At 61.5% G+C, this 19,111-nt stretch carries 14 protein-coding genes; 1 reads left to right on the top strand and 13 read right to left on the bottom strand.

What is annotated here, in order from left to right; all coding sequences use genetic code 11:
* Positions 1–43: 43 nt before the first annotated feature.
* Positions 44–703 (top strand): class I SAM-dependent methyltransferase, encoded by a 660-nt coding sequence (locus NUX07_RS05615; RefSeq protein ID WP_265529496.1) that lies wholly within the window; start codon positions 44–46, stop codon positions 701–703.
* On the opposite strand, the gene NUX07_RS05610 is transcribed toward NUX07_RS05615, so the two are convergent.
* The 13 genes from NUX07_RS05610 to NUX07_RS05550 form a co-directional block, all read right to left on the bottom strand.
* Positions 700–1,335 (bottom strand): HAD family hydrolase, encoded by a 636-nt coding sequence (locus NUX07_RS05610; RefSeq protein ID WP_265529495.1) that lies wholly within the window; start codon positions 1,333–1,335, stop codon positions 700–702. The two genes, NUX07_RS05615 and NUX07_RS05610, sit on opposite strands and share 4 nt — an antisense overlap.
* Positions 1,328–2,284 carry an ATP-grasp domain-containing protein gene (locus NUX07_RS05605; protein WP_265529493.1) on the bottom strand — a complete coding sequence of 319 codons (957 nt, stop codon included), beginning with the start codon at positions 2,282–2,284 and terminating at the stop codon, positions 1,328–1,330. Before NUX07_RS05605 ends, NUX07_RS05610 begins: the two co-directional genes overlap by 8 nt.
* Entirely contained in the window at positions 2,277–2,873 is a 597-nt protein-coding gene (locus NUX07_RS05600; protein WP_265529492.1) for a sugar transferase, read from the bottom strand. The genes NUX07_RS05605 and NUX07_RS05600 overlap by 8 nt, the downstream gene beginning before the upstream one ends.
* Positions 2,870–4,084, bottom strand: coding sequence for a glycosyltransferase family 4 protein (locus tag NUX07_RS05595; RefSeq protein WP_265529490.1), 1,215 nt, complete (start codon positions 4,082–4,084; stop codon positions 2,870–2,872). The genes NUX07_RS05600 and NUX07_RS05595 overlap by 4 nt, the downstream gene beginning before the upstream one ends.
* Position 4,085: 1 nt before the next feature.
* Positions 4,086–5,885, bottom strand: a complete 1,800-nt coding sequence (locus NUX07_RS05590) for a heparinase II/III domain-containing protein (protein WP_265529488.1) — start codon at positions 5,883–5,885, stop codon at positions 4,086–4,088.
* The gene (locus tag NUX07_RS05585; RefSeq protein WP_265529486.1) at positions 5,885–7,996 is read right to left on the bottom strand and encodes a bi-domain-containing oxidoreductase; all 2,112 of its coding nucleotides are present in this window, start codon (positions 7,994–7,996) and stop codon (positions 5,885–5,887) included. The genes NUX07_RS05590 and NUX07_RS05585 overlap by 1 nt, the downstream gene beginning before the upstream one ends.
* 46 nt (positions 7,997–8,042) lie before the next feature.
* On the bottom strand, positions 8,043–9,089 hold the full coding sequence (locus tag NUX07_RS05580) for a CapA family protein (protein WP_265529484.1): 1,047 nt from the start codon (positions 9,087–9,089) through the stop codon (positions 8,043–8,045).
* Positions 9,090–9,093: 4 nt separating this feature from the next.
* Positions 9,094–10,443, bottom strand: a complete 1,350-nt coding sequence (locus NUX07_RS05575; RefSeq protein ID WP_265529483.1) for a phenylacetate--CoA ligase family protein — start codon at positions 10,441–10,443, stop codon at positions 9,094–9,096.
* A gap of 18 nt (positions 10,444–10,461) precedes the next feature.
* Positions 10,462–11,715: a lipopolysaccharide biosynthesis protein gene (locus tag NUX07_RS05570; protein ID WP_265529481.1), complete on the bottom strand. Its 1,254-nt coding sequence runs from the start codon at positions 11,713–11,715 to the stop codon at positions 10,462–10,464.
* Entirely contained in the window at positions 11,712–13,022 is a 1,311-nt protein-coding gene (locus NUX07_RS05565) for an O-antigen ligase family protein (protein ID WP_265529479.1), read from the bottom strand. The genes NUX07_RS05570 and NUX07_RS05565 overlap by 4 nt, the downstream gene beginning before the upstream one ends.
* On the bottom strand, positions 13,022–14,248 hold the full coding sequence (wecC, locus tag NUX07_RS05560; RefSeq protein ID WP_265529477.1) for a UDP-N-acetyl-D-mannosamine dehydrogenase: 1,227 nt from the start codon (positions 14,246–14,248) through the stop codon (positions 13,022–13,024). Before wecC ends, NUX07_RS05565 begins: the two co-directional genes overlap by 1 nt.
* Positions 14,249–14,275: 27 nt before the next feature.
* A complete protein-coding gene (wecB, locus tag NUX07_RS05555; protein ID WP_265529474.1) occupies positions 14,276–15,397 on the bottom strand; it encodes a non-hydrolyzing UDP-N-acetylglucosamine 2-epimerase in 1,122 nt (373 codons plus the stop codon).
* 106 nt (positions 15,398–15,503) lie between these two features.
* Positions 15,504–19,109 carry an ABC transporter permease/M1 family aminopeptidase gene (locus NUX07_RS05550; protein ID WP_265529472.1) on the bottom strand — a complete coding sequence of 1,202 codons (3,606 nt, stop codon included), beginning with the start codon at positions 19,107–19,109 and terminating at the stop codon, positions 15,504–15,506.
* Positions 19,110–19,111 lie beyond the last annotated feature (2 nt).

Genomic DNA, 19,111 nt, shown 5'->3' with positions numbered 1-19,111 from the left:
AAAGCCTTTGCACCACCAGCCAGTAAAGCGAGCAGACCGACCCGTGGCCAACGCCTTCGTCAAGAAAGTTTATGCCGATCACAATGACAGCCGCACCGTCAAGGATCGGCTTTCCACTCTGATCGAGCGCTTCGGTGCCGAGGGCACGATGATCAATATCGGTGCGGGGCAGACCCGACTGCATCCGCGTATCAAGAATATCGAGATCGAGGACGCCCCCAATATCGACATCGTCGGCAGCGTTCTCGACCTTCCCTTCGAGGACAATAGCGTCGACCTGGTAGTGACGCAGGAGGTGCTCGAACATGTCGCTCACCCGCTGACGGCGATGAAGGAAATCCACCGCGTCCTCAAACCCGGCGGGGTGGCCTATGTGCAGTTGCCCTTCATTATCGGCGATCATCGCTGCCCCGACGATTTCTGGCGCTTCACCAGCCAGGGGATCGAGGAACTCGCGCGCCAGGGCGGCTTCAACCAGATCGAACTCGAGACCACGGTCGGACCCGCGACTGGCGCGTATCGCATCAGCGTCGAATTCTGGGCGATCCTGCTCAGCAGCCTGACGCCCGGCCTTTACCGCTACGCCAAGGGTCTGGCGGCGCTGTTGCTCTATCCGGTCAAATGGTTCGACGCGATCATGCGCCGCCACCCCGAGGCCCACCGGATCGCCGGCGGCTTCTTCGTGACGGTCACCAAGGACTAGAGCAGCGGCAACGCCTCGTTGACCGACCCGACCCAGTGATCGGGCTGCGCGTCATCGGGCGCATCGGCATCGGCGTAGAGCGAATTGGCCCGCCGCACGCCGATCGTCGTCCAGCCGAGCGCCTTGGGCGCAATGAAATCCTTGGCCGGATTGTCGCCGATATAGGCGTAACTGCGATCGGGCCATTCCTCCATCACGACCTCGAAGCGCGAAGGGTCGGGCTTGGCAGCGCCATATTCCTCGGAAATGTAGACGGGGATGTCGGTGATACCGAGCGCGGCAAGCTTGAGCCGCTGGGTGACCGAGCGCCCGTCGGTAATGATCGCCATTGCCCTGCCCTCCTCCTTGAGGGTCGCGATCGCCTGCGCGGCGCGTTCGGTCAGCGCAATGTCGGGTTCGTGGAGGCGGTAGGTCCACAGCAGGCTTTCCTTGGCGCTTGGCGGCAGTTCGCCAAGCTCGCACGCCAGCGCCAGCCAGTCATCGCCGGCCCGCGCGGCAGCCAGCAGCTCGTCGCCCACGGCATGTCCGTGCTGGTCGGCGATGACCTTCGCCACCGCGCGCACACCGGAAAGAACATAGTCCGCCTCCGGATAGAGCGTATCATCGAGATCGAAGACGATGACATCAGCCATGATCGTGCACCAAAACCTTGGCGTCGTAGCGCAGCATCAGAAGATTGGCCTCCCAGTCGGAAATGTCGCGGGCGTCCTTGCCCAACAGATATTCGTCCACCAGCATCGCGGGATAATTGGCGCCCGCCGCATGCGCGAGCGGGTATCCGCCGCCGAAGCGCGGATTGATTTCGATGCCGAGCAGGCGCTCGTCTTCCTCGCGGCCGAACACCTGCACGGTCAGGCAGCCCCGTGCGCCCGCGATATTGGGCAGAATTTCGCCCAGCTTGTCGTAGACGAAATTGCGACGGGTCACGCCTTTGGCAACTTCACCGGCGCGGATCGCGATGCGTTCGCGCGGAACCCAGCAGCGCAACTTGCCATTCCGGTCATAGTAGGCATCCACGGTGTACTCGCGGTGCGATCCGTCGACATATTCCATGAACATCATCTTGGGATCGTCGAGCAGGTCGCTGGTCACTTGCTCGGCATTTTCAAGCAACTGCGCACCGATGCCGCTCGACCCGTCGATAGGCTTGGCAAAGCATGGAAACGAAAGATCGTCCTTGCCCATCAGCGCAGGAGCATCGAGCCCGATCGAGTTGAAATAATCGCCGGTACGGCGCTTGTCGCGGCAATGGGCGATCATCTCGGCATCCGAAATGATGGCGTGCACGCCATGGTCAGCAAAACGCTCGCGATTCTCGGCCAGGACCATGAGTTCGGGATCGATCGTCGGGACGATCATGCTGATGCCTTCAGACTTGCACAGCTCGAGCAGGCGATCGGCATAATCGGGCGCGGTCACGCGCGGTAGCTGGTGCGCCTTGGCAGCCACGTGGCAGGCAGACGACAGGCCGGGTTCGAGGTCGGTCGCATGGACCTTGCCGCCAATGCGCTCGGCCTCGGCCACAAAAGCTTCGACAAGCTCGACGCGGCGGCCCGCGGAAGTGACGAGGATGTCAGTCATTCTTGCTCCCGGTAAAACGGGGCATGGTTGCATCCCCCTCGGCGCTGATGCCGCTGCGGCCTAGCACCTTGAAGGCGGTCATGACCATGATCTTGAGATCGAGCAGGATCGACTGGTTGTCGACGTACCAGACATCATGGGCGAATTTCTCTTCCCAGCTCAAGGCATTGCGGCCGTTGACCTGCGCCCATCCGGTCAGGCCAGGACGCACGTCCATGCGCCGCGCCTGTTCTTCGCTGTAGAGCGGGACATAATCCATCAGCAAAGGGCGCGGACCGACCAGGCTCATGTCGCCCTTGAGGACGTTCCACAGGCCGGGCAGCTCATCGATGCTGGTCGAGCGCAGGAATTTTCCAAATCCGGTCAGTCGTTCGGCATCGGATAATGGCTTGCCATCAGGCCCGGTCGCGTTGCGCATGGTGCGGAATTTCACCAGTTCGAACGGCACCGCATCCTTGCCGGGGCGCACCTGCCGGAAGAAGATCGGGCTGCCGTGCACGAACAGGTTGGCAACCCCCACCAGCAGTAGCAGCGGCGAGAGCAGGAGCAGCGCCAGCGCGGACACCGAAATGTCGATCAATCGCTTCATTGGCCCCTGGTTACCCAATCGACCCACTGGTTGGCGAGATCGCCGCGGTTGAATTTCTCGCGGGCCAGCGCGCCTGCCCGCTCGCCCATGGCCTTGAGCGCGGCCATGTCGTCGGCAGCCTTTTCCAACGCGTCGGCAAAGGCGACAGGATCGTTCGGCGGCACGGCAAAGCCGCAATCCTGCTCCTCGATCATGCCGGCGAGCCAGCCGGGATAATTGTTGAGCACAGGTTTTTCGGCCGCGATGAAGTCAAAGAATTTGTTTGGCGACGTTCCGTAGTAAAATGCGGGGACATCGGACAGGATCTGCAATCCGATATCGGCGCGGCGGATGATCGGCACCAGGTCGACCTTGGGCATGGGCGGCAGGAAGGTGACGTTGTTGAGCCCCTCGCTACCGCGGCGGTCGAGGAGGCGCGGCTTTTCGCGGCCGTCGCCGACCAGTAGGAAGGCGATGTCGTCGCGTCCGCGCTTCTTCAGTTCGCCCGCTGCGTCGAGCACCGCATCAAGCCCGTTCGCTGTGCCATGCGTGCCAGGAAAGATCGCGACCAGCCGCGCCTCGTCCAGACCTTCCGGGAGCGTATCGGCGGCGGGCACGTCGAACAGCTCGAGGTCGCAGCCATTGGGGATGACCGCTATTTTGTCGCGCGGCACTCCGCGCTCGGCGATGCCGTCGGCGATCCCCGGCGAAAGCGCGACGCAGCGGTCGGCAAGCCGGTAGGACAGGAACTCGAGCACGCCCAGTGCCCACAGCACGAGCGGATTCTTGATCACGCCCATCGCGCGCGGCAATTCGGGCCACAGGTCGCGCACCTCGAAAACGTAGCGCTTTCCGGCCAGCAATCGCGCCAGGATCACGGGAATCCCCGCAGTCAGCGGTGTCGTGGTCGCGAAATTGAGGTCGAAGCGGCGCTGCATCGCCAACCGCGTGGTTGCCAGCGCATATTTCACGAAGGTCCAGCTGCGCTTCAAAAAGCTGTCATTGTTCGAATAACCAAGATCATATTCGATGACATGGATGCCTTCGACATCGCCTTCGCGCTTACCCTTCTCGAACGGCCCCGATAGCCCGGTCGAACCATGGCCGATCGACCCGCAGGCCATCGTCACCTTGTGGCCGCGCGCAACAAGCGCCTTGGCATTCTCGTAAGATCGCGTGCCGGTGATGCCCTTGGGCGTGGTGAAGTGCTGGTGGAGGTAGAGAATATGCATGTTACTGGAAGCGGATTTCGCTGCGAATTTTGGCTGGTATGCTCGTCGCGACCTTCATCACGGGAATGGTCTTTCGATCAAGGTAAAAACGTGATTCAACGCCGTCGGCCAGTTCGATTTGTGTAATTTCATCGCCGCCGACCTCGATCGCGATGTTACCCAGTGTGAGCGTGCCGTTCTCCATCGTCCATGCCCCCGGCTTGAGCCGCCAGCGCAGAATCGCTTGCTCAGCAGGTCCTCGCAGCGTGTCTTCGCAAATCAAACGGTCGGAATGCAGCGTGACGCGCCGCTCATGGAAATTGCCATGTCGATCGGTATGGCGGGCCGCCGCAGTCGCCACCCCTCGCGCCTCCAGCACGGGCGCGGTCTCCGCTTCGATCCAGTCGCCCCACAGGAAGCGCGACACGCGCGGCATCGGCTCCTTGCCGTCGAACTGTACGCTGTTGTGCGAAGCGATGCCGCCAAGCATCTCGTCATCTGCCGCGTAGCCATAACTGCCATCGTCGCGCAGGATATTCTCGCCGTCGACCCACAGGTCCACATGCATCAGATCGGCCTGGCTCGGGCGAAAATCGAACCGGGCGTAGCGCAGCGTGGCTTTTGCCTTCCCCGAGCCCAGGACATGCAACCCGCCATCGTCGAACGTTTTGCTCGGCGGAATGTCGAGCGGCGTATCCGGCAGGGCTTCGCCGAACAGGGTCAGCATGCGATCCCACGGCCCGTCCTGTTGGAGCGCACGTCGATCAAGGAAAAGCGCCGCTGCGGTCTGCAGCGTCGGCCGGAAGTCCCGATAGCCATCGTCGGTCAGTGCGAACAGCCGCGCCCCGTCATTGGCGCCGAAATTGGGCCCGTCGCCGCTTTCCAGATCGACCAGCTGTGCGAGCCAGCGCGTCGCTGCGGCAATTCGCTCATACGCCGCATCGCAGAAAGCGGGCGCGTCATATGTGCGCCGCCACAGCTCGGCAAAACAATAAGTGTCGAGCATGACGCGGTGATAGACGAGCGAATATTGGCTAAACGTCCCGTCTTCGAGGATCAGCCGCCTCGCTTCTTCCTCAAGCGCCTTGTGTCCCAGCTTCCGATATCGTTCTCCCGCCGCGCCCAGCAGCAGTCCGCCGCAATAGAGCGCGGCGGCTTCCGAGGTCGCATGGTTGTTGGCCTGCCCGCGCGCATAATCGAGCGTCGGCGCGATGCGCTTGAGGTGCAGGTCGACGAGGTGGCGCAGCGCCGGCAAGGGCGCCCTTGGCTGATCGAGGATTGCCGCTGCAAGGCATAGGTGCATCACCCTGATCGATGCCTCCTGCCCGCATTTCCAGTTTGCACCCTTGTAAGGCGGGTTCTTGGAGATCCAGTCTTCGAGCCATGCGTTGAGCCGCTCGAGCTCGCAATCGTCGCCGGCAGCAGCGCGCGTTGCCATCGCCAGCAACCAGTCGAAGCGCGAGGCCTCCCAGACGGTCTTGATGTCGCCGATGTCGGGATTGAAATCGGGGATCTGGTGCCAGTCGAGATCCGATCGCACGCTGGCATCGCCCAGCGGATTGGCATGCCAGTCCGGAATGCCATCGCCGAAGCGCACTTCATGCTTGCCAAACCACCAACCGCTCGTGCGCCACTCCTCGCGCGGCGCGAAGGGCAATCTGCGCTCGGCAGCCTTGTAAAACGGCCCTTCGACGGGCTCGCCCGAAAGTTTGAGCACGGGGTGCGCTCCGGTTTTGAGCCCGAGCCGATAGCGCGCCACGCGCAGCACGTTACCGAGACCTAGCGCCCGGTAGGTGCTTAACTTTGTGGCGAGCGAACCCATTATTTGAGCAATGCGGCCGCTTCGATCGAGGCGCGGCTGACTTCGAACAGCTCTTCGGGCGCGATCGGCGATGCACTGCCCGAGCGAACCGCATCGAGAAACGCCTTGCTGCACGGCCCCTGCCCCTTGTCCTGGCGCATCAGGCCCATCTTCTTGAAGCCAGGCCAGTTATAGCCGCGCAGCTTGAGGAAATTGTCGATCTGCAGCGTGCCACCACCCGCGAACGCTTCGATTCGCTCCTTGGGGAAGCTCGACCCGCCATTGGCGAGGTAATGCACCGTGCCGAAGCTGCCGTCGGCGAAGTTTAGCGTGATGCTCGCCTTGTCGAGCGTCGCGTTGGCGCTGCCGCCCATCGCGCTGGCCTGCACCCCGGTGATCGGCGCGCCGGCAAGATAGCGCATCAGGTCGATGAGGTGACAGGCCTCGCCGATGATCCGGCCGCCGCCGACTTCGGGATCCTGGCTCCAATGGTCGGCGGGGATCGCGCCCGCATTCATCGTCATGATGAAGGCCTTGGGTTCCGCCACGCCTTCGAGCAACGACTTCATCTTCTGCGTTAGCGGCGAAAAGCGACGGTTGAAGCCGACCATCAGCAAGCGATCGGTCTTGGCATGCGCGGCCTCGACCGCGTCTATATCTTCCATCGTCAAGCCGAGCGGCTTCTCGACGAATACATGCTTGCCCGCTTCGAGCGCATCGATCGTCATCCGCGCGTGGGTATTGTGACGCGTAACGATCGCCACCGTGTTGATGTCAGCATCGGCCAGCAGCGCGGAGCTATCAGCACTGGCTTCGGCAAAGTCGTTCTTGCGACCGTGGATGACGCCGCTGGTACCGCCCGCCGACACGATGGTGCGAAGTTCCGCCCCGGCATCCTTGAAGGCGGGAATCAGGACGCGAGAGGCATAGTTGCCGGCGCCGATGAAGCCGACCACCGGCTCGCCGGCCGCGGGAAGCGGTCGATCTTCAAGCACGACCTTGGCAACGTGGCGATCATCGGCCGGCTCGCCATAGTCGAGCAGCATGCCGAGCACGCTCTTGTCGTCGGCCAGCTGGTCATAGGCCTTGGTGGCATCGGCAAAATCGAACCGGTGCGAAATCAGCGCTTCGACGTCGATGCGTCCCGCCGCCAGCATGTCGAGCACCGCTTCGAAATTGCGCTGTTCGGTCCAGCGCACGAAGCCGACCGGATAATCCTGCCCTTTGTCTTCATAGGCCGGATCGTAGCGCCCCGGTCCGTAGGAGCAGCTGACCTGGAAGCTCAGCTCCTTTTCGTAGAAATCGGCGCGATTGAGCTCGAGCCCGGTCACACCGACGAGGATGATCCGCCCGCGTTTGCGGCACATGCGCGCGGCCTGCGTGACCGGGTCGCTGCTATCGGTCGACGCGGTGATCAGCACGCCGTCGACACCGCGTCCACGGCTGAACGCCATGCCTGCGGCAACCGGGTCTTCGCCCTTGGCCGGGTTGCACGTTTCGGCGCCGAATTGGCGCGCCAGTGCCAGCTTGGATTCGTCGAAATCGATGGCGAGGACGCGCGCGCCATGCGCCACCAGCAACTGGACGGTGAGCATTCCGATGAGACCCGCGCCGGTGACGACGAAACTCTCGCCCAGCGTCGGCTGCGCAAGCCGGATGCCCTGAAGCCCGATCGAGGCAAGGACGGTGAACGACGCGGCATCGTCGCTGACCCCGTCGGGCACCTTGGCACAAAGATTTTCGGGCACGCTGACGACATCGGCATGGGCGCCGTTGGAGACGACGCGGTCGCCTGCGGCATAGCCTTCAACGCCGCGCCCGACCTCGCGCACGCGGCCGACATTGCAATATCCGAGTGGGATCGGCTGATCGAGCTTCGATTTGACCGCGTCCATCGTGGTCAGCAGCCCGTCGGTTTTCACCTTGTCGAGGACCTGCGCGACTTTTTCGGGCTGTTTGCGCGCCTTGGCGATCAGGCTCGAACGGCCGAAATCGACCAGCATCCGCTCGGTCCCCGCGCTGATCAGCGATACGCTGGTGTCGATGAGCAATTGGCCGCCGCGCGCCTTGGGCGCCGGGCATTCGACCAGCTCGGTCTTACCGCTGCCGAGATGCTGCAAAATCTGTTTCAATGGTCGTCCCTAATCAACTGAATCGCTCGTTCATCGTCCGGGCACGCTAGGCCCGGGCGCGTTTGAGCCGTGCTTTGGCCTTGAATGCCGCGCTGAGCAACAGGCCCCGTGCCTTCACCCAGGCATATTTTGCCCGGTAGCCTATCGATTCATCGCTGCCGCTAAAAATGGGCAGCAAGGCCTTCTTGACTCGGTTGGCCCTGAAGAAAGCAAGATAACTCTTGGCATCGAGCGCGGAAAAACGGCTCAGTTCGGCCAATTTCGCATTGGCTTCGGGCGGCGTGAACGAGCCGATCTCGAGCGTGTGATCCGCCCCCGAATAGCGCACCTCGGCAACCGTGACATCGCCGCTCTTTACATCCCAACGCACCGACAGGCCTGGCGAACAGTAAGCGGGGAAACGCAAAGCGCCCCCATAATAGTGCCCTTCCTGAAAAGCGAAGTTGCCCGTCCCGTAGAAGATCGGAACACCTTCGTGCCGCTCGAACCCCTGCAGGCAATGCGCATGGCAGCCCACGATGATATCCGCGCCCGCCTCAGCCAAATCATGCGCCATCTGGCGATGCAGTGGGTGCGGGTAACGCTCGGTCTCGTAGCCCCAATGAAGGAACAGCACGACCTTGTGCCCGGCGGCCTTGAGCTGCCTGACCTGCCGCAGGAGCGGCGCTGCTTTCATCGGTGCGACACCGCTCGATCGCTCGGTGGCGTGGATGCAGCCGATAAGATCCCAGCCGGCGGCCACGATGGCGACTGAAATGCCGTCCTCCTCGACGATCAGCGGGCTGGTGGCCTCGGCAAGGGTGGCACCTGCCCCGACACTCGGCATCGGCGCCGCCTGGGCGATCGCGACCGAATTGACGACCCCGTCATCGCGATCCGCGATGTGGTTGTTGGCAAAGCCGAGGATGATCTTGTCCCAGCCCAGCGACTGGATGGCAGACACTTGGTTGTGCACGCCCGCCGCATTGGTCGGCGCGATGGCGTCCTGGACCAGATAGCCCTCGACGTTCACGAGCGCGTGTTCGCCCGGCGCGGGCCGAAAATCGGTGTCGACCTCAGGTCCCGGAATCGCGAAGTCGCCGAAAAAATACATGGCCTCAGTCTACAAGCCGCGAAGAAACGAGCAACGGCACCTTGCCCAGCTTGGTGCGATAGGGCCGCTCGCGCCGCTCAAAATCGAAGTGGACGTCGATCGCCTTCGCGTCAAACATCTGCGCTGCATCTGCCGGTGCCAGATCCTCGTGCGTCGAATAGACGATCGTTGCCTTGCCTGCCTGTTCCTGCCGGACCTGCACATGGCTGACATGGTCGAACAAGGCGTGGTGCCGACCGAAAATGATCGCGGTGAGGAAGATCTTGTTATTCTGCGCGTCGAGGATGAAGTCTCCCTTGCGACCCCCGTCGATGCGGAAGGAAGAAAGCAGTCCGCCCTCGAAGGTCGGCAGCACCGTATCCTCGGTATTGTAGCGAATAAGCGGCGAGGCGAAGTTGTAATAGCTGGTGCCAATCAACTGGTGCGCGCCATCGATTTCCACTGCTTCGGCAAAGCCATAGCTGAGCAGCGGCTCGAAATTATAAGCCTCGGTCCGCTCCCCCGCGAGTACGGCGCGCTCGGTATGCCCGTACCACGACACCGATTTGGCCTCCAGCGCTTCCTCCACGGCAGCACGCAGGTGGGGCACCGGGTATTCGCTGCTCAGCATGATGCCCTGGATATTCTTCCGGAACGTGTCGATCAGCGGGTGGCCCGTCTTCTCGAGCCACAGCACGAAGTCAAACATCGCGCTTGGGTAGCCGTGCAGGAACCGGCATTGGCGGGCGCGCTTGTCGGCGAGGATGGCGTCGGCGAGATCCTGCCAGTCGGATGCAATGTTGAGCAGGAAGCTGTGCCGGACACTGTCGTATGACACCAGTTCGCCTTCGCGGTACAGGCCCGAAAAAACGATCTTGGGCTGGTCGGTTGTGAAACCGATCCGCTTCCAGAGCGAAAGCATGTGTGCCCATTCGTGGCCCATCGCGCTGGGTTCGATATAGAAGCTGAGCGGTTTGCCCGAAGACCCGCCCGTGTTGACCTTGCTGCGGCTCGCCACGGTCGCCGAGCGATCTTCCATCGGAACGTCCTGCATAATCGCCTTGTCGACGATCGGCAGCATGTCGATATCGGCAAAGTCGCCCATGCGATGCGGGTCGACCCCATAATCGCCGTAGAACTGGCGATAAAATTCGACGTTGCGAACCGCATGGCAGGCGACTGCCTTGACGCGATCGAAGACGAATTGGCGGCGCCCTTCTTGGGACAGGCGCTCGACCAGCGCCATCTCCCGATTTGCGCGCTGGAAGCTGCTGCGCAGCGGCGGGCGCATACCGTACGGTACCTTGGCCAGCAGCGCGCCCACTGCATATGGCAGCTTGTCCGCTTTCTCTTTGAGGAAAAATGCCAGGCTCATGGAGCGTCGTCTCGCAAGCTAGAATAGAGCAGGATCAACCTGCAGGTAGAAATAGGCCATCAACATGCTGCCAAGCACGTAGTTGACGAGGTAATTGAGGAATTGCTTCCCGCCTGCAGCCACCGAGAAAAAGATCAGCAGGACGTTCGACGTCCGGAACAGGAAGATACCCAGCAAAATCGTCAGGATATCCACCGCGCCGACAAAGTAGACCCCGATGCCGAGGATCGAGGGCAAGAGGAAGGAGAGGAACAGTTCGGTGTTCCGCTTACGCGAGCGCATGAATGACTGCAGGTAGAAATGTAGCGTGTTAACCCCCACTGCCGCGACGAGGAAGCAGAAGACCGGGAAGAGCGATTGGAAACGCTCGCCGAAATAAAGAACGTAGAGCCACTCGCCGAAGACCCAGAAGAAAATCGATGCAGAGAGGATCGCAAAGGAAATGATCATCCCGGTGGCCATGTAGCGCCCAAGATAGGTATCGTCCTTGCAGATACGCGGATAGAAATAATAGCTCGCCAATTGCGATATGACCCCCGATTTCACGGGTAGATCGGCAACGATGTTATATTTGCCCGACGCATCGGTGCCGAGAAAGGTGAGCGCGGCAATGCGGTCGGCGAAGTCGCCTGCCGAGCGCACCAGGTTCTGGCCGAATACCAGCGCAATCTCCTGCGTCGACACATGGACAGGCTTGCCTTCGATCGAAACGAACGGCAGCGCCACCAGCAGCATCAGCGCAAATGACATTGCGTTCCCGGCAAGCAGCACCCACGGCAGGTATTGCTCGCCGATCGTCAAGGGTACGACGACGAGCCCGACGAAGATCATGGCGATCGCCAGGCTGCGGATTAGGTAGGCGTGGCCCGAACGCAGCACAGCCTCGAGGCGCGCCCAGAATGGCCCCGTCATCAGGAAGAAGAACAGCGACAAGCCAAGACTGATCGCGAACGCGACACCGAATTGCGGGAGCGCTACAGACGATATCGCGGCAATCAGAAGAGAAGCGCCGATCGCGACGATAAGGCTTTTGCGCGTCAGCGACTTCAGGCTGACCGGCCCCTCGATGTGCACCAGCTCGCGGGTCAGGCTCGGCCGGAACATGTCGAATATGCCGAAGAAAGCATGCGCGACGAGAATGGCGCCCGCCATCTCCAGCCCCTCGTCGCTCAAGCTGCGCGCGAGGAACGGGGTCATCACCAGCGATACCGCAAGCGGCAATGCCCCCGCAGCCGCCAGCGCGAAGACCTGGCGATCCACCTTGAACCTCATCGACGCGCTTTGCGCCGCAGCATGGCCTGGTAGATCACCGCAGCGATCATCAGTCCGATCAGCGGACTAATGATCGGCTGACGCATCGGCACGTTCAGATTATTGGACACCACCATGAAGACCATCAGAACGACACCGAACAAGCTGAGGTAGAGATGGTCTTGCTTGAGCCGCTGCGACACGATCATCATGACCGAACCGTAAACCAGACGAGCGCTAATCGCGAGAAACGCCAGCCCGCCAAACAGGCCGCACCAGACAAATGCGTCGACATACATGTTGTGCGCCGACGGCGCCAAAATGCCGTCACCGAACACGCTGACATTGGGCGGCAGGAAGCCCGATCCGAACAGCGGATCCCAGAAGAAGACCTTGATGGACTCGCGGATCATCATGTCGCGCCCGCCGAATTGGGCGCCCTCGTTCTGGAGCGAGGCAATCTTGTTGAGCATACGGAAATCCGATGCCGCAAAGGCCTCGAAGATCGCGTTCAGGTTGATGATCAGCATTGCACCCGCGATGAAGCCGCCAAAGAAGAGCGCTGCTCTCAGGTAAGGGCTGCGCGCAGCAAAAAGCAGGATGGTCGACAGCAGATAAGTCAGCAGTCCTTCACGCGACGCCAACGCCAGGAGAACGATTAGCGCCCCGCCGTTGATCATCAGCAAGAATTTGCGACTGATCTTGAGTTCCTTGGAGAAGAACATCGCGTTGAGCAGCGACATCGCGAAGGAGATTGCGGTCGGGACGTAGACGGCGATCTGGTATTGGCCCGGCAGGATGCGGTTCTGCGACATGCGCCCCGCATCGCCCAGCCCGCCATAGGCAACGAACTCGATGATGGTGGATGCCCCATACCAGCCGATATTCGCGATCACGCCGATGAGGAACCAGCGCATGAATGTCTTGAAACGCTCGGTCCCCATGATCGTGAGAAAATAGGGGATCCAGACGAACGGTATGATCCATTGATAGGCGAACAGGATAGCATCCGGACTTCGCATCACGGCGTTCAGCGCCCCCATTACGAGGCAATAGAGACAGAAGATCACGACCAGGAACAGGAACATCCCGCCGCGGAAATATTGGTGGAAGCGGCTGTTGAACACGAACAGCAGAAAGAAAGGCGACAGGACCAGCGAAATCGGCACTGCGAAACGATCGACTTCGTAGAAATCCGCCGTCGTCAGCATGAAAAAGTTGGCAGGTTCGACAAACAGGCACAGCGGAATGAAGAAGCCCGCTATCCGATCGGCATAGCGCGGCCGCGTGGCGGCAACGCTGCGGTGGATCGGGAGCGCCTGGTTCATCAGCCCGCTACCACGCCGCGCGTATCGATGACGATGCCGTCGAAATGCAGCTTCTTGATTGCCTGGTGGTCGACCAGCACGAGATGGATATCGGCCTGCGCCGCACCGGCCGCATCGACCAGCTTCGCGTCCTCGAGCCCGTCCGGGAGGCTATCGATATGCGGTTCGAAGACCCGCAGGCTCGAGTATTTCTTGGCCAGCTGCCTGGCGATCAACAGCGCGGGGCTTTCGCGCAGATCATCGATGTCCGCCTTGAACGCGAGGCCATAAATCGCAATCGAAACCTCGGCACTGGACTTCTTCGTTTCAGCGACCGCCGCATCGACCTTGTCCAACACCCATGCCGGCTTGTCGTCATTCACTTCGCGCGCGGTCCGGATGAGACGCGCTTCTTCGGGCGTCCTGGAGACGATAAACCACGGATCGACCGCGATGCAGTGGCCGCCGACGCCCGGGCCCGGCTGGAGGATGTTGACGCGCGGATGGCGGTTGGCGAGCGCGATCAGCTCCCACACGTCGATGTCGAGCTTGTCACAAATCACCGACAATTCGTTGGCAAAGGCGATGTTGACGTCGCGAAAGCTGTTTTCGGTCAGCTTGGCCATTTCGGCGGTGCGCGCATTGGTGATGACGCAGTCGCCGGTAACGAAAATCTTGTAGAGCGCGGCGGCCTCCTTGCTGCACCGCGGCGTCATTCCGCCGATCACGCGATCGTTGTGGATCAGCTCCTGCATCACTTTGCCAGGAAGAACGCGTTCCGGGCAGTGGGCGATGCGGATATCGCTTTTCTCGCCCGCATCCTGCGGAAAGCTGAGGTCGGACCGTGCTTCGGCAAGCCAGGCGGCCATTTGCTCGGTCGCCCCCACTGGCGAGGTCGATTCAAGCACAACAAGGTCACCCGTCTTCAGCACAGGTGCGATGGCCTTGGAGGCTTTTTCGATGAAGCCCAAATCGGGTTCGTGATCGCCCTTGAACGGGGTCGGCACCGCGACCAGGAACGCGTCGGCGGGCTGCGGCGTCGTGGTGGCGACGAGATGCCCGCTTTCGACCACGCTGTGGACGACGATATCGAGATCGGGTTCGACGATATGGACGCGGCCCTCGTTGATCGTCGCGACCGTCTCCTCGTTCACGTCGACGCCGATCACCTTCACCTTGCGCGAGGCGAACATCGCCGCGGTGGGAAGCCCGATATAGCCAAGACCGATGACCGAAACCGTTTTCATGCAAACGTCCTTACAGATTCCAGCGCTTTAGGCGAGTTTCGCGGCAAGATGATCGGCGATACGCGCCGACGCCTTTCCGTCACCATAGGGATTGTGCGCACGGCTCATGCGCGCATAGGCCGCCTCGTCGTCGAGCAGCTCGGCCGCTTCGCGCACGATGGCGGCATCGTCGGTGCCGACCAGCTTGACCGTACCGGCATCGACTGCCTCTGGCCGTTCGGTCGTGTCGCGCATGACAAGCACCGGCTTGCCCAGCGAGGGCGCTTCTTCTTGCACCCCGCCGCTATCGGTTAGCACCAAGTACGAGCGGCGCATCAGGTCCACGAACGGCAGGTAATCGAGCGGCGCGATGAGACGCACGTTCCCGCGCCCGCCCAGCGTTTGCTCGACCGGCTCCTTCACGTTAGGATTGAGATGCACGGGATAGACGATCTCGACATCGTCCCGCTCGGCCAGTTTGCCCAGCGCCGTGCAGATGCGTTCGAACCCGCCGCCAAAATTTTCGCGGCGGTGCCCGGTGACGAGGATGGTCTTGCGGTCAGGATCGGTCGGGACCGCTTGCGCCAGCTTGCTCGCCAGCGCCGCGTCGCCTTCGATCCGCGCCACCACGTCGAGCAGCGCATCGATCACCGTGTTGCCAGTCACGAGAATCTCGTCGGCGGGCACGGCTTCGACGAGCAGGTTCTGCTGCGCTCGCTCGGTCGGTGCGAAATGGATGCTCGTCACCGCGCCCGCGACCTTGCGATTGATCTCCTCGGGCCACGGTGAATAGCGGTTGCCCGTGCGAAGGCCCGCTTCGACATGCGCCACCGGGATCTTGGCATAAAATGCCGCCAGCGAAGCCGCCATCGTCGTGGTCGTGTCGCCATGCACCAAAACGACGTCGGGCTTTTCCGCCTCGAGCACGCCGCGCAAGCCCAGGAGCACGTTCGAGGTGATGTCGGTGAGGTCCTGCCCCGGCTTCATCAGGTCGAGATCGTGATCGGGCGTCAGCGCGAACAGCCCGAGCACCTGGTCGAGCATTTCGCGGTGCTGCGCGGTGACGCAGATGCGGCTGTCGAAGCGCGGGTCGGCGGCAAGCTGTTGCACCACCGGCGCCATCTTGATGGCCTCGGGCCGCGTGCCGAACACGGCCAATGTCTTGATCATGTCGTTACCCGAATGAAATCAGTATCTTGGGCAGGCAGCAAAAGTGCCCCTCCCCGCTCGGGAAGAGGCCTTATTGCACTATCAACCCTGCGGCAACAGGCAACCGTCACCCGAACGTGGACGGCTGCACGTTATCATCCGAATTACGGTCGATATAATAATTGTACGGATCGATCCCGACATAGGCCGGGCGTTCGCTCGAGCGCAGCGTGATGACCGTTGTCCCGTCTTCGATCGTACGCTCATCCATCGCAATGACGTCCTCGCTGTCGAAAGCACCGAAGCCGGGACGCGAGCTGAACAGGCCGATCTTGACCGGCGCGGTCAGCGGCACCTCGGTTTCGACCCCCTGACCGTCGGCTTCGTACTTGGCGGCTTCGACGGTGATCGTGGTCACCCATTCGCCGTTCTGCTCGACCGTTTCGGACTTGGCGACCTTGTAGTCGAACAGCACGATCTTCTCGAGCAGGTCTTCAACCAGCGCGCGCTCTTCGGGCGTCCGCGCCTCCGCCTTGATCTCGTTCACGATGTCAAGCGATTGCGGATAAGGCGGGCCCTTGAACTTCCAGCGATCGACATAGCGCGCAAGCGCCGCGTTGACCCGGTCCTCGCCCAGCCGCTCGGCCAGCAGGAAGAAGGCCATCGCGCCCTTGCGATAGTGAATATATGCCTGGTTCTCGACCCGCACGAGCGGCAGTTCCTCGATGATTTCGCCCTTGCGGCCGCGCAAATAGCCATCGAGTTCATATTTGAGGAAGCGCCGCAGCTGGTCTTCGCCAACCTGCTCCTTCATCACCATGATCGCCGAATAGCTGGCGAGCGTCTCTGTCGTCATGGTCGAGCCCTGTTGCAGCCCGCCCAATGCCTGGTGCGCCCAATATTGGTGTGCCAGCTCGTGCGCGATCACGTAGGTGACGAAGTCGACCGCGTCGGGATCGCCATCGATCTTCTGACGGAAGCCGATATTCTCAGAATAGGGCATCGTGCCGGCAAAGGCCTGCGCGAAGCTGGCGTAGGGGAATTCTATGATGCGGGCATAGTCGAACTGGTAGGGCCCGAAATTCTCTTCGAAATAGTTGAGGCTCGTCTCCATCGCATCGAGCATCCGCGGCACGTTCCACTCATGGCCTTTTTCATAATAGACCTCGAGCGTGATGTCGCGCAGCTGGCGCGTGGCGACTTCATAATCACCTGACTGGATCGAGAAGAAATTGAGGATCGGACTGGAGGCGCGGAATACCGCCGTGCGCCGATCGCCATTGGTTACATCCGATACTTTTTCGCCCGGCGCGATCGGGATCTGGTCAGCCGCGGTGGTCAGCGTGACCTCGCTCGTCACCCAGTCGGCGCCGACATAATTCTGCTCGACCCCACGCGGGTCTTCGAGCGTGTACGGACGCAGCTCGTCGGGCAGGTCTTGGCGACGGCGCGCCGTGCGATCCTGCAACAGGCCCGAACGGTCCATGCCGATGGCCGGCGCGAACAGGCTGTTGTTCACGAACGTCTTGTCCGGCGTGATGCCGGTGGCAGGCGCACCGGCGCGAAACCCGCGATACCAGACGCGGCTCTCGAATGTCAGCTCGACTTCTTCGCCTGGTTGGAGCGGCGTGTCGAAGCGATAGATGCGGTAACCAAAGTCCTCGTCATGCTCGTCGAGGGTCGCACCCGCGACGTTTAGACTGAGGAATTCGCCGTCCTCCGATTGCTGGCGCACGTGGAGGGTGTCGATCGCTTCGTCATGCTCGTTGCGCAGCAGGTAGCGCCCGTCGACCAGCAAACGCCGCTCAGCAGGATGGAGTTCAACATCGAACTTCACGTCCTTGATCGCGGGCTGCTTGAGCTCTTCGTACTGGAGGTAGCGACGCTCATACTCGGCAAGTCGCTCTTCCTGCTCGTCGCTGGTGCGATAGGTGTTGAGTTCCTTGATGTTGTAGTGCGCATAGGCGCCCACCCCGACCATTCCCGCGAGCAGCACCGCGCCGACAATTGCCGGCACCGTTCCGATGCCATTGCGCCGGACGCGGGCGATGCGCGAATGCAGTCCCAGGTCACCCCCGCGCGGCCAGAGCAAATGCGCAATCAGCACGAGCAACGCAGCGCCCAGCAGCCAATAGGTTTGCAGCGTGTACGCCCCGAGGAAGAAGGGCGCCGGATCGACGAGGTCGCTCATCGGCACAGACGGTCCCGCCGCATAGGTGTAGAGCGGGTTCGAATAGCCCAGGTTCGACAAGAAAATCGTCAACAGGAACCAGGCGAGGATCGCGCCCCAGCCGAAAAACTTGTTCGGGCTAAGGACCTGGATTGCCACCGCCAGCACGGCGATGAGCAAGCCATCGATTGCGCTCGGAATGATGAACCAGGTGACATATTTGCCGATGCCAAGCGCTGGCATACCCGCACTCGCCTGGTAGAGCAGGCCGATCACCATGCCAGTGGCATTCACGGCTACGAGCAGGAGGAAAATGGCAATCACCTTGGGGATCGTCATTGCCCAAGCCGGGACGGGCGCGCTGTCGACGATCTCGTTCAATTTTCGCTCGCGTTCGCGCCACACTAGTTCGCCGCCGTAGAAAGCCGCGATGATCAGGATGAAGATGGAAAAGTTGTTGCGTACCGACTGGATCGTCGCCGCAACGGTAGGATAGCTGTCATTGCCATAACCGCCGCCGCCTGCACCGCCCCACAATTCGGTAGCGGTGAAGCCAAGCGCCAGCACGATGAGGATGGGCACGCCGGGGCTGCGCAACATCTGTTGCAATTCGACCTTGAGGCGGGCGACAAATTGGCTCCACGCGGAGATGTCGCCATTCTTGGCGCTGATCTTCTCACCGCCGAGCGTCGGCGGGACCGCTGCCAGTTTCGCATCCTTCAGCTTGCGCTTTTCGAGCTTGCGCAGCTTGCGCTTCGACGGTGCGCGTTCGGCATTGGAATAGCGCCAATAAGCAAGCCCCAGCAGCACTGCGCCTGCAACGAGAATGAGAATACGGTTGCTCAGCAAGATACCGCCAAGCTCGATCAGCTTGCTGTTATATTCGGCGCCGCTCCAATAGCGGGTCTCCAGCGACACCGCGCCCACACCGAACGGATCGAAGCGCGCGAAGATCGCCTCCTGCTCCGGATCGCCCTGGAAGATGTTCTGGAAGGCAAGGTACGCCATCACGAGCAGGATGACGGCGACATAACTCCACATCAGCGAGCGAGTCACCGTGGAGACCGAGAATAGCAGGGCGCTGGCGAAAAACAGATTGGGGATCACGAGGATCAGGAATGGCCAGGCATAATAGCTGAAGACCTGGGGGCCGATCAGTTCAGGGTCGACCCAGGGCATCAGCGTACCGATAAACAGACCAAGCGGCACCGCCAGGAACCCCAGCACCGCCACGGCATAGCTGCCGATGAAGCGGCCAAAGACCATCTGCGCTTTGGTTACCGGGGTGGCGCGCAGCATCGGCGCAAACCCCGAACTATCGTCGCGTACGATCGCATTGGCCACGAACGCCGTCAGGATGAACAGGTAAAAGACCGTGCTGATCGACTGCAGGATCATGATTGGGAAGGCACCGTTCTCCTTGGTGACCCCCGGCGTGCCGATCTGGACATTGTCCGACGCGGTGAGACCGAAACCCAGCAGGAAGAATATAAATACCCCGACCCAGAAGACGGGGTTCTTAAGCTGGTACTTGAGCTCGAAACTGGCGATCTTGCCGATCATGA

The organism is Sphingomicrobium marinum, assembly GCF_026157105.1.
In the GTDB taxonomy this organism is placed as follows: Bacteria; Pseudomonadota; Alphaproteobacteria; order Sphingomonadales; family Sphingomonadaceae; genus Sphingomicrobium; species Sphingomicrobium marinum.
The sequence above is the reverse complement of the archived record's forward strand: the minus strand, read 5'-3'. Positions and strand labels throughout refer to the sequence as shown.

Coding starts and splice junctions, on each gene's coding strand:
- NUX07_RS05610 (WP_265529495.1), bottom strand. CDS start 1,335: ATGGCTGATGTCATCGTCTTCGATCTCGATGATACGCTCTATCCGGAG.
- NUX07_RS05605 (WP_265529493.1), bottom strand. CDS start 2,284: ATGACTGACATCCTCGTCACTTCCGCGGGCCGCCGCGTCGAGCTTGTC.
- NUX07_RS05600 (WP_265529492.1), bottom strand. CDS start 2,873: ATGAAGCGATTGATCGACATTTCGGTGTCCGCGCTGGCGCTGCTCCTG.
- NUX07_RS05595 (WP_265529490.1), bottom strand. CDS start 4,084: ATGCATATTCTCTACCTCCACCAGCACTTCACCACGCCCAAGGGCATC.
- NUX07_RS05590 (WP_265529488.1), bottom strand. CDS start 5,885: ATGGGTTCGCTCGCCACAAAGTTAAGCACCTACCGGGCGCTAGGTCTC.
- NUX07_RS05580 (WP_265529484.1), bottom strand. CDS start 9,089: ATGTATTTTTTCGGCGACTTCGCGATTCCGGGACCTGAGGTCGACACC.
- NUX07_RS05575 (WP_265529483.1), bottom strand. CDS start 10,443: ATGAGCCTGGCATTTTTCCTCAAAGAGAAAGCGGACAAGCTGCCATAT.
- NUX07_RS05570 (WP_265529481.1), bottom strand. CDS start 11,715: ATGAGGTTCAAGGTGGATCGCCAGGTCTTCGCGCTGGCGGCTGCGGGG.
- NUX07_RS05565 (WP_265529479.1), bottom strand. CDS start 13,022: ATGAACCAGGCGCTCCCGATCCACCGCAGCGTTGCCGCCACGCGGCCG.
- wecC (WP_265529477.1), bottom strand. CDS start 14,248: ATGAAAACGGTTTCGGTCATCGGTCTTGGCTATATCGGGCTTCCCACC.
- wecB (WP_265529474.1), bottom strand. CDS start 15,397: ATGATCAAGACATTGGCCGTGTTCGGCACGCGGCCCGAGGCCATCAAG.
- NUX07_RS05550 (WP_265529472.1), bottom strand. CDS start 19,109: ATGATCGGCAAGATCGCCAGTTTCGAGCTCAAGTACCAGCTTAAGAAC.